At 71.8% G+C, this 16642-nt stretch carries 13 protein-coding genes; 10 read left to right on the top strand and 3 right to left on the bottom strand.

Annotated features, from left to right (window positions below; genetic code table 11):
- Positions 1-115 precede the first annotated feature (115 nt).
- Positions 116-1726 carry an acyl-CoA synthetase gene (locus tag OG885_RS05235; RefSeq protein WP_405726713.1) on the bottom strand — a complete coding sequence of 537 codons (1611 nt, stop codon included), beginning with the start codon at positions 1724-1726 and terminating at the stop codon, positions 116-118.
- A 165-nt stretch (positions 1727-1891) separates the two neighbouring features.
- On the opposite strand from OG885_RS05235, the gene OG885_RS05230 reads away from it, so the two are divergent.
- From OG885_RS05230 to OG885_RS05190, 9 genes are all read left to right on the top strand, one after another.
- Complete coding sequence (locus tag OG885_RS05230; RefSeq protein ID WP_405726710.1) at positions 1892-2692, top strand: crotonase/enoyl-CoA hydratase family protein; 801 nt, start codon at positions 1892-1894, stop codon at positions 2690-2692.
- A gap of 12 nt (positions 2693-2704) precedes the next feature.
- A complete protein-coding gene (locus OG885_RS05225) occupies positions 2705-3646 on the top strand; it encodes a Zn-ribbon domain-containing OB-fold protein (RefSeq protein ID WP_405726707.1) in 942 nt (313 codons plus the stop codon).
- 5 nt (positions 3647-3651) lie between these two features.
- A complete protein-coding gene (locus OG885_RS05220; protein ID WP_405742587.1) occupies positions 3652-4695 on the top strand; it encodes a thiolase domain-containing protein in 1044 nt (347 codons plus the stop codon).
- Positions 4692-5858: a thiolase domain-containing protein gene (locus tag OG885_RS05215; protein ID WP_405726704.1), complete on the top strand. Its 1167-nt coding sequence runs from the start codon at positions 4692-4694 to the stop codon at positions 5856-5858. The genes OG885_RS05220 and OG885_RS05215 overlap by 4 nt, the downstream gene beginning before the upstream one ends.
- 107 nt (positions 5859-5965) lie before the next feature.
- A complete protein-coding gene (locus tag OG885_RS05210) occupies positions 5966-6208 on the top strand; it encodes a DUF397 domain-containing protein (protein ID WP_329332148.1) in 243 nt (80 codons plus the stop codon).
- 145 nt (positions 6209-6353) lie between these two features.
- Positions 6354-7256, top strand: a complete 903-nt coding sequence (locus OG885_RS05205) for a universal stress protein (RefSeq protein ID WP_405726700.1) — start codon at positions 6354-6356, stop codon at positions 7254-7256.
- 23 nt (positions 7257-7279) lie between these two features.
- Positions 7280-7879: a CGNR zinc finger domain-containing protein gene (locus OG885_RS05200; protein WP_405726697.1), complete on the top strand. Its 600-nt coding sequence runs from the start codon at positions 7280-7282 to the stop codon at positions 7877-7879.
- Between the two features lie 125 nt (positions 7880-8004).
- Positions 8005-10872, top strand: coding sequence for an ATP-binding protein (locus OG885_RS05195; RefSeq protein ID WP_405726694.1), 2868 nt, complete (start codon positions 8005-8007; stop codon positions 10870-10872).
- A 117-nt stretch (positions 10873-10989) separates the two neighbouring features.
- Positions 10990-11487 carry a hypothetical protein gene (locus OG885_RS05190; protein ID WP_059197012.1) on the top strand — a complete coding sequence of 166 codons (498 nt, stop codon included), beginning with the start codon at positions 10990-10992 and terminating at the stop codon, positions 11485-11487.
- Positions 11488-11498: 11 nt separating this feature from the next.
- On the opposite strand, the gene OG885_RS05185 is transcribed toward OG885_RS05190, so the two are convergent.
- Positions 11499-13442 carry an N-acetylmuramoyl-L-alanine amidase gene (locus OG885_RS05185; RefSeq protein WP_405726691.1) on the bottom strand — a complete coding sequence of 648 codons (1944 nt, stop codon included), beginning with the start codon at positions 13440-13442 and terminating at the stop codon, positions 11499-11501.
- A gap of 271 nt (positions 13443-13713) precedes the next feature.
- Positions 13714-14853 carry an aminoglycoside phosphotransferase family protein gene (locus OG885_RS05180; protein WP_405726688.1) on the bottom strand — a complete coding sequence of 380 codons (1140 nt, stop codon included), beginning with the start codon at positions 14851-14853 and terminating at the stop codon, positions 13714-13716.
- Between the two features lie 275 nt (positions 14854-15128).
- On the opposite strand from OG885_RS05180, the gene OG885_RS05175 reads away from it, so the two are divergent.
- A complete protein-coding gene (locus OG885_RS05175; RefSeq protein WP_405726685.1) occupies positions 15129-16619 on the top strand; it encodes a hypothetical protein in 1491 nt (496 codons plus the stop codon).
- Positions 16620-16642 lie beyond the last annotated feature (23 nt).

Below are 16642 nucleotides of genomic sequence, written 5' to 3'. Positions count from 1 at the left end.
CCGGCGGTCCTTCCGTACGGTCTTGCGATGGCATCACGAACAGGGCCCTATGAGCGAGCCTGCCATCACCAGTACGTCCGTGCGTCACCAACGGTTCAACCGAGGCGAGCGGAATTCACCCTTCCGCCCGCGCCGCGACCTCCCGCGCCCACCGGTAGTCCGCCTTGCCGCTCGGGGAGCGCCGGATGGCCTCCGCGATCACCAGTTGCCGGGGGATCTTGTATCCGGCGAGCTGGGTCCGGCAGTGGGTCTGGATGTCGTTGAGCGACGGCTGGGACGCGCCGTCCCGCAGTTGTACGACCGCCGCCACATGGTGGCCCCACTGCGCGTCCGGCACCCCCGCGACCAACGCGTCGTACACGTCGGGATGGGACTTGAGCGCCTGCTCGACCTCCTCGGGGTACACCTTCTCGCCGCCGGTGTTGATGCACTGGGAACCCCGCCCGAGGACGACGACGACACCGTCCTCGTCGACGGTGGCCATGTCGCCGAGCAGCACCCAGCGCTCGCCGTCCTTCTCGAAGAAGGTCTCGGCCGTTTTCCGCGGGTCGTTGTAATAGCCCAGCGGTACGTGGCCGCACTGGGCGACGCGGCCCACCTCGCCCGGCGCGATCGGCTCGTGGGTGGCGGGATCGACCACCTGAGTACGGGAGTTGACCCGGACGCGGAAGCCCCGCTCCGGGCCGGAGTCGTCCGTGGCCGTGCCGTTGAAGCCGGACTCCGAGGAACCGAAGTTGTTGAGCAGCATCACGTTCGGGACGAGGGCCTGGAACTGCCGGCGGACGGTGTCCGACATGATCGCCCCCGACGACGACACGCTGAACATCGACGACATGTCCGTGCCCTTCATGGGCCCTTCGAGGGCGTCGATCAACGGGCGCAGCATCGCGTCGCCGACCAGGGACATGCTGGTGACGCGCTCCTTCTCGACGGTCCGCAGCACCTCCTTGGGCACGAACTTGCGGTGGATCACGATCCGTTGGCCGAAGTTGAAGCCGATGAAGGCGGTGAGGGTGGAGGTGCCGTGCATCAGCGGGGGAGTGGGGAAGAAGGTGATCCCCGAGCCGCCCGCGGCGACCCGCTCGGCGAGTTCCTCGGGCTTCCTGACCGGCTCACCGGTCGGCGCGCCGCCGCCCATCCCCGAGAAGAACAGGTCCTCCTGACGCCACATCACACCCTTCGGCATCCCCGTGGTGCCGCCGGTGTAGATGATGAACTGGTCGTCGGGCGAGCGCCCCGGGAACCCGCGCTCGGGCGATCCGGCGGCCTCGGCGTCCGTGAACGCCACAGCGTCCACGCCGGGCGTGGCGTCCCCCACGCGGACCAGGTGCCGCAGCTTCTCCGTCAGCGGCAGCGCCGCGGCCACCCGGTCGGTGAGTTCCGCGTCGAACACCAGGGCCACCAGATCGGCGTCCCGGTACAGATAGACCAACTCGTCCTCGACGTAGCGGTAGTTGACGTTCACCGGCACGGCCCGGGCCTTGAGACAGCCGAGCGCGGCCTGGAGGTACTCGATGCCGTTGTACATGTGCAGGCCGACGTGCTCGCCGGGCCGTATCCCGCTGTCGATCAGATGGTGCCCGATGCGGTTGGCCGCCGCGTCCAGCTCCGCGTACGTCAGCCGGCGCTCCGCACCCGTTCCGGGGATGTCGATGTACACCAGCGCCTCGCGGTCCGGGACCACGTCGACGACCGACTCGAACAGGTCGGCAAGGTTGTACTCCACCGCTCCTCCTGACCTAGCTCCGCACCGGTTGCCGGTCATCAGAGCAAAGGGCGACCCAACTGTGAAGGCTCCGCGCGAATAAATCTGACTGTCTGTCAGAAAACTCTTGAAGAGCCCGGGCGGCTACTGCAACCTGTTCTCGTTCTTTCAGAGGGGAGACGGTTCATGGGTGGCACGGAACACCTCACCGTGCGGCGCGAGGGCGCCACACTGGTGCTCACGCTCAACCGGCCGGAGGCCAAGAACGCGCTCTCGCTGGCGATGCTCGTCGGCCTGTACGACGGCTGGCTGGAAGCCGACGCGGACGACACGGTCCGCTCGATCGTGTTCACCGGCGCGGGCGGCTCGTTCTGCGCCGGCATGGACCTCAAGGCCCTGGCCGGGAAGGGGATGGAGGGCGAGCAGTACCGGGACCGGCTCAAGGCCGACCCCGACCTGCACTGGAAGGCGATGCTCCGCCACCACCGCCCCCGCAAGCCGGTGATCGCCGCGGTCGAGGGCCACTGCGTCGCCGGCGGCACCGAGATGCTCCAGGGCACCGACATCCGCGTCGCCGGTGAATCGGCGACCTTCGGCCTGTTCGAGGTCAGACGCGGACTGTTCCCGATCGGCGGCTCCACGGTCCGCCTCCAGCGCCAGATCCCGCGCACCCACGCCCTGGAGATGCTCCTCACCGGCCGCCCCTACACCGCCCGCGAGGCCGCCGGCATCGGGCTGATCGGCCATGTCGTCCCGGACGGCACGGCCCTGACGAAGGCCCTGGAGATCGCCGAACAGATCAACTCCTGCGCCCCGCTGGCCGTCGAGGCCGTCAAGGCGTCCGTCTACGAGACCGCCGAACTCACCGAGACCGACGGCCTCGCCGCCGAACTCAAGCGCGGCTGGCCGGTGTTCGACACCGCCGACGCCAAGGAAGGCGCCCGCGCCTTCGCGGAGAAGCGCCCGCCCGTCTACAAGCGCCACTGAAGGAGGCCGGCGATGCCGGAAGTCCTGAAAGCCCCGCTGGTCGTCGAGTTCCCCTTCACCCGTTCCCTCGGCCCCGTCCAGAGCGCCTTCCTGACCGGCCTGCGCGACCGCGTCGTCCTCGGCGTACGCACCGGCGACGACCGTACCCTCGTCCCGCCCGTGGAGTACGACCCCGTGACCGCGGAGGAGATCCGCGACCTGGTCGAGGTGGCCCCCACCGGCACGGTCACCACCTGGGCCTGGAACCACGAGCCGCGCCGCGGCCAGCCGTTGGACACCCCGTTCGCCTGGGTCCTCGTCCGCCTCGACGGCGCCGACACCGCCCTCCTCCACGCCCTCGACGCCCCGGGTCCCGACGCCGTGCACACCGGCATGCGCGTCCGCGTCCGCTGGGCCGAGGACCGCGTCGGTGCGATCACCGACATCGCCTGCTTCGAACCGTACGACGGAGAGGCGGCCCAACCGACCGGCCACAGCGGCGAGTTCGAGGACCCGGTCACCGGCATCGTCGCCGCCGCCCGCCTCGACTACACCTACTCACCCGGCCGCGCCCAGACCGCCTACATCAACGCCCTCGCCGACCACCGGGCCGTGGGCGAACGCTGCCCGTCCTGCCGCAAGGTCTACGTGCCTCCCAGGGGCGCCTGCCCCACCTGCGGCGTCGCCACCTCGGAGCAGGTCGAGGTGGGGCCCGGCGGCACGGTCACCACCTTCTGCATCGTCAACATCAAGGCGAAGAACCTCGACATCGAAGTCCCCTACGTCTACGCCCACATCGCCCTCGACGGCGCCGACCTCGCCCTGCACGGACGCATCGGCGGCATCCCCTACGACCAGGTGCGGATGGGGCTCCGGGTCGAACCGGTGTGGACGGAAGGGGGCCGCTACCCCGACCACTACCGGCCCACCGGCGAACCCGACGCGGACTACGAGACCTACAAGGAGCTGTTGTGACAGCCGTGACCAGGGACATCGCCGTCGTCGCCTTCGCCCAGTCCGACATCCTGCGCTCCACCGCGGAACAGTCCGAGGTGGAGATGCTCATGCCGGTCCTGCACGACGTCCTCGACCAGACCGGCCTGAAGACCGCCGACATCGGCTTCACCTGCTCCGGCTCCTGCGACTACCTCGCCGGACGCGCCTTCTCCTTCACCCTCGCCCTCGACGGCGTGGGCGCCTGGCCCCCGATCTCCGAGTCGCACGTGGAGACGGACGGCGCGTGGGCGCTGTACGAGGCGTGGACCAAACTCCTCTCCGGAGATGCCGACACCGCGCTGGTGTACTCGTACGGCAAGTCCTCGCCCGGCTCCGTCCGTGACGTACTGACCCGGCAGCTCGACCCGTACTACGTGGCCCCCCTGTGGCCCGACTCCGTCGCCCTCGCCGCCCTCCAGGCGCAGGCGCTCATCGACGCCGGCGACACCGACGAGCCCGCGTTGGCGGGGATCAGCGCCCGCAGCCGCTCGGTGGACAACCCGCGCGCTCAACTCAAGGGGCCCGTGCCACAAGGGGACTACGTCGTACGACCCCTGCGCACCGGCGACTGCCCGCCCGTCGGCGACGGCGCCGCCGCCGTGATCCTCGCGGCGGGGGAGCGAGCCCGCGAACTGTGCCCACGCCCCGCCTGGATCCGCGGCATCGACCACCGCATCGAGGCGCACGGCCTCGGTGTCCGCGACCTCACCGACTCACCCTCCACCCGGCTGGCCGCCGAGAAGGCGGGCGCCTTCGAACGACCGGTCGACACCGCCGAGTTGCACGCGCCGTTCAGCTCCCAGGAGGTCGTACTGCGCAAGGCGCTCGGGCTGGACGAGAAGGTGCGGGTCAATCCGTCCGGAGGCGCCCTCGCCGCCAACCCCATGATGGCCGCAGGGCTGATCCGCCTCGGAGAGGCCGCCTCGCGCATCCACCGCGGTGAGGCCGACCGGGCCCTCGCCCACGCCACCTCCGGTCCCTGTCTGCAACAGAACCTGGTCGCCGTACTCGAAGGGGATCCGCGATGAGCAAGGAGCCCGTGGCCGTCGTAGGCATCGGCCAGACCAAGCATGTCGCCGCGCGCCGGGACGTGTCGATCGCCGGGCTCGTCCGGGAAGCGGCCCGACGTGCCCTCGACGACGCCGAGTTGACATGGGCCGACATCGACGCCGTCGTCATCGGCAAGGCGCCCGACTTCTTCGAGGGCGTCATGATGCCCGAGCTGTACCTCGCCGACGCGCTGGGCGCGGTGGGCAAGCCGATGCTGCGGGTGCACACGGCCGGCTCGGTGGGCGGTTCGACCGCGCTGGTCGCGGCCAACCTGGTGGCGGCCCGCGTCCACGGGACCGTGCTCACCCTCGCCTTCGAGAAGCAGTCCGAGTCCAACGCCATGTGGGGGCTGTCCCTGCCGATCCCCTTCCAGCAGCCGCTGCTGGCCGGGGCGGGCGGCTTCTTCGCCCCGCATGTGCGCGCGTACATGCGGCGCACCGGCGCGCCCGACACGGTCGGCTCCCTGGTCGCCTACAAGGACCGGCGCAACGCGCTGAAGAACCCGTACGCCCACCTCCACGAGCACGACATCACCCTGGAGAAGGTCCAGGCCTCGCCCATGCTCTGGGACCCCATCCGCTACTCCGAGACCTGCCCCTCGTCCGACGGCGCCTGCGCGATGGTGCTCACCGACCGGGCCGGAGCCGCCCGCGCACCCCGCCCGGCGGCCTGGATGCTCGGCGGCGCGATGCGCAGCGAACCCACCCTCTTCGCGGGCAAGGACGCGGTGTCCCCGCAGGCCGGCAAGGACTGCGCGGCGGATGTGTACCGGCAGGCCGGCATCGTCGACCCGCGCCGGGACATCGACGCCGTGGAGATGTACGTGCCGTTCTCCTGGTACGAGCCCATGTGGCTGGAGAACCTGGGCTTCGCCGACGAGGGCGAGGGCTGGAAGCTCACCGAGTCCGGCGTGACCGAACTCGACGGCGACCTGCCCGTCAACATGTCCGGCGGTGTCCTGTCCACCAACCCCATCGGCGCCTCCGGCATGATCCGCTTCGCGGAGGCGGCGCTCCAGGTGCGCGGACAGGCCGGGGAACACCAGGTGGACGGCGCCCGCAGGGTGCTCGGGCACGCCTACGGCGGCGGATCGCAGTTCTTCTCGATGTGGCTCGTGGGGTCCGAACCCCCTGATGCGTGAAATGCCCCCCGACAGGTCGCTGAAAGGTCCCCCTCACGTGGCCTGTCGGCGGTCGGGGACGATCGCTAGGCTGGCCCGCGGACGACGCAATCGGGAGGAGCACGGACGTGGCCGAGACCACCATCCAGCAGCAGCCGCTCATGGGCTGGGACAAGCCCGAGCTGGACCTCACCACCGCCGAATGGCAGTCCAGCAGCCGTGGCCGGGGGGATGTCCAGATCGCCTTTGTCGAGGGATTCATCGCGATGCGCAACAGTGGCCGCCCGGAGAGCCCTTCCCTGATCTTCACACCCGCCGAGTGGGGTGCGTTCGTGTCGGGCGCGCGGGAAGGGGAGTTCGACCTCACGTGAGGTGACACGCGGCTCGACGCGAGCCGCTGAACCGGGGGTGTTCCACCCGTTTTTCCGGACACGCGACCGTGAGCACACCCCCGGGTCGACAGCCTGAGCGAGGCTGGCCCCCGGGGGACGGTCGTATCCCGGAGGTGAGGAACCCATGAGCACCCTGCCGGTCATCGCGGCGGTCGACGGCTCCGACGACAGCCTGCGCGCCCTCGACTGGGCGCTGGACGCCGCCCGCAGGCGGCGGGCCCCGCTGCGGGTGGTCCATGTACGGCAGTACGCCGCCTGGGCCCAGCCCGACGTCCTGGTCGCAGGGCCGCCCGCGCCGGACGACGATCCGGTGCTCGACGAGGTGCGCGAGCGCCTCGCGGACATCGCCGAGCGGCCGGTCGTGGAGTACCTCGCCCTGGAGGGTGCGCCGAGTGCGGTGCTGCCCGAACTGGGCGCCACCGCCGAGCTGTTGGTGCTCGGTTCCCGAGGGCGCGGCGGTTTCGCCAGTCTGCTGCTCGGGTCCAACGGCATGGCCGCCGCCCGGGACGCGGAGTGCCCGGTGGTCGTGGTGCCCCGCCCCGGCCGCGAGGTCCACGAGGACGTGGCGGTGGCGCCGGGACCCCGCGTGGTCGTCGGCCTCAAGGTCGACGCCCCCGACGAGGCGACGCTGGCCTTCGCCCACACCGAGGCCGCCCTGCGCGGCGCCCGCCTCCAGGTCGTCGCCGCCTACCAGTGGCCGCTCCAGGCCTGGGCAGTCCCCGGCGAGATGGTCCCGCCGGTCATCGACCAGGACGCCGTCGAAGGCGAGACCCGCACCCTCGCCGAGGGCTTCCTCGCCCCGCACCACAGACGCCACCCGGACGTGCAGGTCGACCTCCACGCGGCCCCGGGCGACGCGGCCGGCCATCTCGTCGCCGCGTCGAAGGACGCCGAGCTGGTGGTGGTCGGCCGCCACCGGCGCAGACTGCTGACGCCGATCCGCATGATCGGGTCGGTGACACAGGCGGTGCTGCTGCACGCGGCGAGCCCGGTGGCGGTGGTGCCGCCGACGGCGGCTAATGGGTGAGGGTGCCCTCTATCATTAGCTCTATGCAGGACCCGACGAACGACGACGCCCGCCTCGCCCTCGACCTCGCCCTCACCATCCGCCACGACGGCCACGGCGGCGTCGCCGACGACCTGACCGACCCCGCCGGACTCACCACCTGGGCCCAGGCCCACGTGGCACCGGGCTTCGTGGCCGGGGACGCGGAACTGGCCGCCGTACGCGAACTGCGCGCGGCGATCCGCGCCCTGTTCGCCCGCGCGGTACGCCCCGCAGCCCCGAGCCCCGCCGACGCGGCCCGGCTGATGCCGGTACCGGACGCGGTGAACCTGCTGAACACGGTGGCCGCACGTACGCCCACGATCCCCCTGCTGCACTGGGCCGAGGACGCCCAACCCGTCGTGGAACACCGGGCGGCGGACGGTGCGGACGACCTCACGGCAGTGCTCGCCCGGGCCGCGATCGCTTTCCTCGCCGGCCCGGACCGGGAGCGGCTGCGCGCCTGCCATGCGCCGCGCTGCGTGCGGTACTTCATCAAGGAACATCCACGACAGGAATGGTGCAAGCCGGCGTGCGGCAACCGGGCACGGGTGGCCCGGCATCATGAGCGGCATCGGAAGCCCGCCGACAGCCTTGGCGAGTAACGGCCGAACCCGGGTCGCGCGGCCCCCGGCAGGCGTACGCTGAGGTGCCTGTAGGTCACGGTGTGCGCTCGCTCCCCGCGCGGACGCACCGCCGCGGCAGGGGGTGTGCCATGGGGTGGCGCAGCATGCGCAGTGATCGCACGCTCTTCGAGCGTGAGAGTGAACTCGCCGCTGTCGACGAGGCGTTGGGAGAGCTGACCGGGTTACGCCTGGACGGCGCGGAACCGGTCGGGCAGCCCCGCGGCGCGCTCCTCGCCTTCGCCGGACCCGCCGGACTCGGCAAGACGACCCTGATGGCCGAGGTCCGCCGCCGTGCCGCCGCCCGTGGCTGCACCGTCCTGTCCGCCCGTGGCGGCGACCAGGAACAGCGCGTCGCCTTCCATGTCGCCCGCCAACTGCTGCAACCCCGGTTCGCCGGCGCTGCCGAGGCAGACCTCCGTGCCCAGCTGGGCAGTTGGTACGACATCGTCGGCCCCGCCCTCGGCCTGTGCGCCCCGACCGACGGCGCCCCACCCGACCCGCAGGGCCTGCGCGACGGCCTCGACTGGGTGCTCACCCATCTCGCCGTGCAGCGCGCCCCGATGGTCCTCGCCCTCGACGACGCGCACTGGGCGGACCCCGAATCCCTGCGCTGGCTCGCCGCGTTCGCGCCGCGCGCCGAGGAACTGCCGCTGCTCGTCGTCGTCGCCTACCGGCCCGACGAACTCCCCGATCACGCCGAGTCGTTCAGGGGGCTGCCGGGGCGCGCGGGCGGCCGGCCCATCGACCTCGAACCGCTCAGCGCCGGCGCGGTCGCCGGTCTCGTCCGCGAGGCTCTCGGCACCCACGCCGACGACGCGTTCTGCCGCGAGTGCTGGGCCGTCACCGCCGGCAATCCCTTCGAGACCGTCGAGCTCACCGCCAAGGTCCACGACCGCGGCCTCAACCCGACCGAGGCCGGCGCCCATCTGCTGCGCGACCTCGCCGCCGCCGTCAAGGGCAGCGGGCTGATCGCCCGCCTCGAACGCCTCGGCACCTCCAGCGTCCGCTTCGCCTGGGCCTGTGCCGTCCTCGGCACCGAGATCCACCCCATGCTCGCCGCCGCCGTCGCGGGCCTCGGCCATGAGGAGGCCGCCGACGCCGCCGACGCCCTGCGCGGCGCCCGCGTCCTCACCGGCGCCGAGACCCTGGAGTTCGTGCACCCCCTCATCGCCACCGCCGTCTACCGCGCCATCCCCTCCGGCGTTCGCGTCGCCCTGCACGGCCAGGCCGCCTGGTGTCTCGTCAACGACGGGCAGGGCCCCTCCGCCGCCGCCCGCCACCTCCTGGAGACCCACCCCGACGGCGACGCCTGGGTCGTCCAGCAGCTCCGCGCCGCCGCCGGCGAGACCCTCCGCTCCGGCGCCCCCGACGCCGCCCGCAGCTACCTCGCCCGCGCCCTGCGTGAACCGCCGCCCTCCGGGGACCGGGCCACCGTCCTCTACGAACTCGGCAGCGCCTCCCTGCTCACCGAACCGGCCACCACCGTCAACCACCTGCGCGCCGCCCTCGACGAACCGATCGCCGAGCCCGGCCTGCGCCACCACATCGTCTACCGGCTCTCCCAGGTCCTCGCCCACAGCGACCGCCTCGCGGAGGCATCCGACACCCTCGCCCGCGAGATCCGCGTCACCGAGGACGCCCGCGTCAAGCTGCGCATGCTCTCCGAACAGTTCATGTGGGACGCCTTCCGCGCCGACGAACCCGACCACCCCTCCCGCTCCCGCCGCCTCGCCAAACTCGCCGACCGCCTCAAGGGCCGCGACCTCACCGAGCGGTACATCATCGGCCTGCGCACCTGGGACGCCGTCCTGCGCGGCGAACCCGCCCACATCGCCCTCCAGCACGCCGAACGCGCCCTCGTCGGCGGCCTCGGCTGGGCCGAACCCGACCGCGGCTTCGAGGTACCGGTCCTGGTCGCGCTGGCCTTCATGTACGCCGACCGCCCCGGCCGTACCGAGGAACTCTTCGCCGCCGGGATCGCCGACTTCGAACGCCAGGGCTGGCGCGGCGCCCACCTCTCCTTCGGCTACACCCTCCTCGCCTACGTCCGCTACCGCCGCGGGCGGCTCGCCGAGGCCGAGGACTTCGTCCGCGCGGGACTGCGGCTGGCCGAACGCGTCGGCCCCGGCACCCCCGCCCACTGGTACGCCGTCGGCATCCTCATCGAGGTCCTCCTCGCCCGCGGCCGGATCACGGAGGCCGCGCAGACCGCCGAGGACCACGCCTTCAGCGAGCCCTTCCCGGCCGCCGTCGTCTTCCCCGACGCCCAGACCGTCTACGGCGAACTGCTCCTCGCCCGCGGCCTCACCAAGGACGCCGCGGGCCAGCTGGCCTCCGCGGGCCGCCGACTCGACCCGCGCGGCATCCGCAACCCCGCCTGGTGCCCCTGGCAGCTCCACCTCGCCCGCGCCGAGAGCCACGACACCCCCGAACGCGCGGTCACCACCGCCCTCGATGCCCTCGCCCGAGCCCGCCAGTTCGGCACCCCGTCCGCCATCGGCCAGGCGCTGCGGACGGCGGCGGAGGTCTCGTCGGGTTCGGCGCGTGTGAAGTACTTGGAGGAGGCCGTCGCCCACCTGGAATGCTCCCCGGCCGGGTACGAGCTGGCGTGCGCACTGGTGGCCCTGGGCACCGAGCTGCGGCGTACGGGGCGGGCGGCGGAAGCTGCCGAGTACCTGTACCGGGGGTTGGACGCGGCAGTGCAGTGCGGCGCCGATGGGCTGGTGGAGGAGGCTCGTGACGAACTCGCCGCGGCGGGCCTGCGCCCGCGCCGGCTGCACAGCACGGAGACGGACACACTCACGTCCCGTGAGCGCACAGCGGCCAACCTGACGGTGGAAGGCCTCGGCAGGTCGGAGATCGCGAGGGAATTGCACATTGACGAGCAGACCGTCGTACGCCTGCTGTCAGCGGTGTACCGAAAGATGGGAACGGACACGACAGGGCTGCGGGAGGCGCTGAAAGGGACCTGAGGACAACGCCGCAAAAGGGGCGCGGGGAACTGCGCGACCAGCCCCCACGAACCCGCACCCCGCAACTGCCCCGGCCCACCCCGCACCAACCCGGCCCCGCCCCTTACCATTGGGCACATGTCGTTCCTCCGCCGCCGCAGCGCGACTCCCGCCGGCCCAGACTTCGACGTACTGGCCATGGACCCGGGCGACTGGCCCGGCAACCTCGGCGCCGGCCTGCTCCCCGCCCCCGACGGCACCTGCCAGGGCGTCTTCCTGCGCTACGACCTCTTCGGCGGCCGCGGCCCCGCGATGATCATCGGCAACCTCCCGGAGGGCTCCCCGGCCCGGGACCTGGCCGAGGGCGAGGTCCCCTTCGAGGTGGCCCAGCTGCTGATCGCGCTGGAGAACGACGAGGAGGTGACCGTCACCGAGACCGAGGACATGCCCGTGATGCAGGGCGACAACCTCATGATCGTGCGGCGCCTCAAGCTCTCCGAGAGCCGGATCTCCTGCGTCCAGTTCGACCGCAGCGACAACGTCCTGGTGACCATCGCCGCCTGGGACCGCCCCATCACGGACGACCTGTACGCCCTGCTGAAACCGCTCCCGGCGGAGCTGTTCCAGCAGGGCTGAACACGGCGTCCCTACCGGGACGGCCGCACGTCCACGTCGGCCGCCCGTACGAACGCGACCCGGTGGCCGTACTGGATCTCGTAGTACAGATCCTTGCCTACGACGACCTTGTGCGAGTCCGTGGTGAAGGTGACCGCGTAGTAGTACTCGCCGGGCACCTTGTCACCGACCACGTACTTCTGCTTCTCCAGCAGGGTGTACGGCAGCGGCGACACCGCCTGTGCGGGCACTCCCGCGGGGTACGCGGAGGCCTCGGGGTAGGCGCGGCCGTACACCGGCACGGAGGTGCGGCCCGCCTTGGGTGTCACCACCAGGCCGCTGGTGGGGACGGCGGTCGGGTCCTTGGCGGGGTTCTCGAACCAGGCCTTCTGGCCCAGGTACCAGATCGCCGTCCAGCTGCCCTCGCGGTCGGCGACCGCGTACTGCTGACCGGTGGAGACCCGTGAGGAGATGTCGTTGACCCCGGTTCCGGGCGTCGTACCGAGGCCGATGTCCTTGATCAGGGGGTAGTCCTCGCCGGGCCCGGAGTACAGGCGTACCTCGCTCGATCCGTGCGCCGCGCAGGGCTCGCCCTTGGTGACGCAGCCCGTGTACTCCGGCTGGTTCGTCGCGTAGTCCGGCAGGATCGTCACCACGCCGTGGCCTCGCTTCGCGGCCTCGAAGGGGCGGCCGAGCAGCTCGAAGTAGTGCCGCCAGTCCCAGTACGGACCGGGGTCGGTGTGCATCCCGGGGACGGTGCCCGTCGTCGGGCCCGGCACGTTGTCGTGGCCCAGGACGTGCTGCCGGTCCAGCGGGATGCCGAACTTCTTCGAGAGGTACTTCACCAGCCGGGCCGACGACCGGTACATCGCCTCCGTGTACCAGGCGTCCGGGTTCGCCAGGAAGCCCTCGTGCTCCAGGCCGATCGACTTGGCGTTGACGTACCAGTTGCCCGCGTGCCAGGCCACGTCCTTGGCCTTCACATGCTGGGCGATGTGGCCGTCGGTGGAGCGCAGGGTGTAGTTCCACGACACATAGGTGGGGTCCTGGACCAGGTTGAGGACGCCGTCCCAGGCACCCTCCGTGTCATGGATGACGAGGTACTTGATGCTCTGCGAGGCCGGGCGGTCGCCCAGGTCGTGGTTGCCGTAGTCGTTGTCGCCGAACTCCTCGTACGGCGCCGGGATCCACTCGCAGGACACCGACCTCGGGCACTCGGTGTCACCCGTGCCGAGCGTGCGCAGACCCGTCTCCGCCAGCTGCGCCGTGGCGGGGGAGAGACCGGGCCGGGCGGCCAGGGCGACCTGCTGGCCCGCGTCGGTGGTGCGTTCCTCGCCGGTGCGGATCACGTCGTACACGTCGTTCGCGTACGCCGCCGCCGTCGCGGTGTCGTCCGCGCCGGAGAAGCGCGCCACCGCCCCGTACCAGTCCGCCGGGTCGTCGCTGAGCGGCTCGCCCAGCTTCTTCTGGGCGTCGGCGAGCAGCGCGGCGCCACCGGAGACGTTCGCCGCGGGGTCGGTGCGCAGCTCCGCCGCGCTCAGGCCCGTCAGCTCCGCAGCCTTCGGCAGCGTCGTCAGCCGGGCCGGGAGCTCGGTCGGCGCCGGTGCCTGCGCCGAGGGGAGCAGGGCGGCGCGGGCGCTGTCGCCGCGCGCGTCCTCCGTGCCCTCGCTGTGATGGGTGGCCCCGGCGAGCGCCGTGCGGGCGTCGGTGAGATGCATCGGGCCGTAGCCGCCGGTCACGCTGGGCGCACCGGCGTGCGCGTCCCAGCGGGACTGGAGATAGGAGACGCCGAGCAGGACGCTCTGCGGCACCTGGTACTCGGCGGCCGCCGAGGCGAACGCCAGCTGGAGGCTGTTCGCCGACGACTGCGCATCGGCCGAGGGGGCCGCGCCGAGCAGGGGGAGCAGCAGGGCCGCCGTCGCGACGGCGGTGCGCGTGCGTCTGTGCCCGGAGGCACTGTGGGCTGGGACTCGCAAAGCAGCCTCCTGGGACGGTCGGGCGCGATGAGCCGTGCGGGGCCGGGCGTGCGTCAGTGGTACCGGCTTGCCGACGATCCGTCAATCATGCCCAGGCAAGGGCGAATTCCCTTGTCAACCGGGGGTCGCGGGAGTTTCGTGGCGGCGGCTTCCGTGCCTGCGGGGCGTCAGTGGCTTACACCAATGGACGTGCGGCTGCGGGTCCGTGGACGGACATACGAAGGTCCGCGGTGCGCCGCTGTCCCTGGCGCACCGCGGACCTTCGTCCCCGTCAGCGAGTGCCGACCGCCGCGCGTACGGCCCGTCGGGCCAGCTGGCAGTCGTCGTGCAGCCGCCTGAGCAGCAGCCGCTGTTCCTCGCCGGACGGCGCAGCACCCGGGTGGGCCGCTCCCGGTGCCGCCGGGGTCGTGTCGTGCATCGACCGCTGCACGGCCGTCTCGTAGGTACGGATCTCACGGGTCAGGACGAGCATCAGGTTCACCAGGAACGCGTCACGGGAGGCAGGGCCCGCCGACTGCGCGATCTGGCTGATCTGACGGCGCGCCACCGGGGCGTCGCCGAGCACCGCCCACAGCGTCGCCAGGTCGTAGCCCGGCAGGTACCAGCCCGCGTGCTCCCAGTCCACCAGCACTGGACCGGCCGGTGAGAGCAGGATGTTCGAGAGCAGTGCGTCGCCGTGGCAGAACTGGCCCATGCCCTGTCGGCCCGCCGAGAGCGCGATGCCGTGCAGCAGCTTCTGCAGGTCGCCCATGTCCCGGTCGGTGAGCAGCCCCAGCTCGTGGTAGCGGTTGATCCGTGCCGCGTAGTCCAGCGGGGCGTCGAAGGTGCCCGCCGGCGGCCGCCAGGCGTTGAGCCGGCAGATCGCGCCGAGCGCCGCCCTGATGTCCGCCCGCGGCGGCGCCTCCGCCGGATGCCGGTGCAGGGCCGCCACCCGGCCGGGCATCCGCTCGATCACCAGGGTGCAGTTGTCCGGGTCCGCCGCGATCAGCCGGGGCACCCGTACGGGCGGGCGGTGCCGGACGAACGAGCGGTATGCCGCTATTTCGTGGCGGATCCGCTCGGCCCACACGGGGGAGTGGTCCAGTAAACACTTCGCGACGGCCGTGCTGCGTCCGGTCGTCCCCACCAGGAGGACGGAGCGTCCGCTGCGGCGCAGCACCTGTACCGGAGCGAACTCCGGGCAGATCCGGTGCACCGACGCGATCGCCGTACGCAACTGTGCGCCCTGAGGGCCGGACAAGTCGAGTCTCCCGCTGAGCGGTTGGGTACCGATCCCCGGTACGCGCCGCGTCCGGCCGGCACCGAGCACGGGAGCCGCCGGGCGGGCGGGGTCGAGGTAGGGGCCGCTGCCCGCCGGGCGGGGGTGAAGCGACCGGGGCGGGGCGGACACGGAGGACGATGCTGCGTACATGGGCGAGACAGATCCCTTCGTGTGCCAGCAGTGCAGGTATGTCTGCGCAAATGGCTTACGTCTGCGCAATCGCGCTGCCCGGCCCGGCCTCCCAGGTACATCCTGGGGAATGCACCCGTCATATGTAGGAGACCGGGTCGGGGTGGCGCGTTCCTACCTGACACCCGATGCCCAGTGGCACACCATCTGGCGAACCCTGGCGAACCCTGGCGAATAGTCGCCCGGCACCTCCCACCGGGCTACTGTCAACTCAGCCGAGAACCTGGGGGCTTGACGTGAGCGGACAACCCAACACCCGTCTTTCGGATCTGTTCGGCCTGGCCGGCTGGTCCAAGGGCGAACTCGCGCGGCTGGTCAACCGGCAGGCGGCGGCCATGGGCCACCCCCAGCTCTCGACCGACACCTCGCGGGTGCGGCGTTGGATCGACATGGGAGAGATCCCGCGCGATCCGGTGCCCCGGGTGCTGGCTGCCCTGTTCACCGAGCGTCTCGGCCGTGTCGTGACCATCGAGGACCTCGGTCTGGTCCGGCACGGGCGTACGGGGAAACGGCAGGGCGACGGGAGCGCTGAACATCCCGACGGCATGCCGTGGGCGCCCGACCGAACCGCTGCGGTCCTCACCGAATTCACGGGAATGGACCTCATGCTCAACCGACGCGGCTTGGTGGGTGCGGGTGCCGCGCTCACCGCGGGATCCGTACTCAGCAGTGCCATGCACGACTGGCTGCACACCGACCCGGCCCTCACCGCCGATGCCCCCCAGTTCGACGACCCCCTGCACGCCGACCCCGCTGGGTTCGACCGTTACGAGGCCGCCCCCATCGGGTCGCAGGAGATCGAGGAACTGGAGCGCTCGGTCGAGGTGTTCCGGGCCTGGGACGCGGCCCGCGGTGGCGGGCTGCAACGCAAGGCGGTCGTAGGCCAACTCAACGAGGTGGGCGGCATGCTCGCCTACCGCCACCCCGAACACCTCCAGCGGCGCCTGTGGGGCGTCGCCGCCAACCTCGCCGTCCTCGCGGGCTGGATGTCGCACGACGTCGGCCTGGAACCCACGGCCCAGAAGTACTTCGTCATCGCCGCCCACGCGGCCCGTGAGGGTGGTGACCGGCCGCGCGCCGGGGAGGCGCTCTCCCGAGCGGCTCGCCAGATGGTGCACCTCGGCCGGCCCGACGACGCACTCGACCTGATGAAGCTCGCCCAGTCCGGTTCGGGCGACGAGGTGCTGCCGCGCACCATGGCGATGCTCTACACCGTGGAGGCCTGGGCGCAGGCGTCCATGGGCAAGGGACAGGCGATGCGCCGCACCCTCGGCCGGGCGGAGGACCTCTTCGTCTCCGACCGCGGCGACGTGCCGCCGCCGAGCTGGATGCAGATGTTCAAGGAGGAGGACCTGTACGGCATGCAGGCCCTGGCCTACCGCACGCTGGCGGAGCACGAGCCGGGCGCGGCCGCGCATGCCCAGCACTACGCGGAGAAGGCCCTGGCCCTGCGGGTCGACGGACGGCAGCGGTCGAAGATCTTCGACTTCCTGTCGATGGCCTCCGCCTGCTTCATCGCGGACGACCCGGAGCAGGGCGGTACGTACGCCCGGCTGGCCCTGGTGTCGATGGGCTCCAACTCCTCGCACCGCACCTGGGACCGGCTGCGCCAGATGTACCGGCTCACCGCCGAGTACTCCAGCTACCCGAAGATCCACGAACTGAGGGAGGAGATCAAGCTGGCCCTGCCGAAGCAGGTCAAGGGCGGCAACAGCGCACGGGCATAGGGGGTTTGTGCGCGGCAGTCGTC

Source organism: Streptomyces sp. NBC_00028, from assembly GCF_045041065.1.
Classification (GTDB): domain Bacteria; phylum Actinomycetota; class Actinomycetes; order Streptomycetales; family Streptomycetaceae; genus Streptomyces.
Note: the sequence above shows the minus strand (reverse complement) of the source record. Positions and strands in the feature narration are given on the sequence as shown.

Bases quoted from the DNA above. Each gene is read 5' to 3' on its own strand.
- OG885_RS05195 (WP_405726694.1), top strand. From the start codon at position 8,005: ATGCGCAGTGATCGCACGCTCTTCGAGCGTGAGAGTGAACTCGCCGCT.
- OG885_RS05190 (WP_059197012.1), top strand. From the start codon at position 10,990: ATGTCGTTCCTCCGCCGCCGCAGCGCGACTCCCGCCGGCCCAGACTTC.
- OG885_RS05205 (WP_405726700.1), top strand. From the start codon at position 6,354: ATGAGCACCCTGCCGGTCATCGCGGCGGTCGACGGCTCCGACGACAGC.
- OG885_RS05230 (WP_405726710.1), top strand. From the start codon at position 1,892: ATGGGTGGCACGGAACACCTCACCGTGCGGCGCGAGGGCGCCACACTG.
- OG885_RS05215 (WP_405726704.1), top strand. From the start codon at position 4,692: ATGAGCAAGGAGCCCGTGGCCGTCGTAGGCATCGGCCAGACCAAGCAT.
- OG885_RS05200 (WP_405726697.1), top strand. From the start codon at position 7,280: ATGCAGGACCCGACGAACGACGACGCCCGCCTCGCCCTCGACCTCGCC.
- OG885_RS05225 (WP_405726707.1), top strand. From the start codon at position 2,705: ATGCCGGAAGTCCTGAAAGCCCCGCTGGTCGTCGAGTTCCCCTTCACC.
- OG885_RS05180 (WP_405726688.1), bottom strand. From the start codon at position 14,853: ATGTACGCAGCATCGTCCTCCGTGTCCGCCCCGCCCCGGTCGCTTCAC.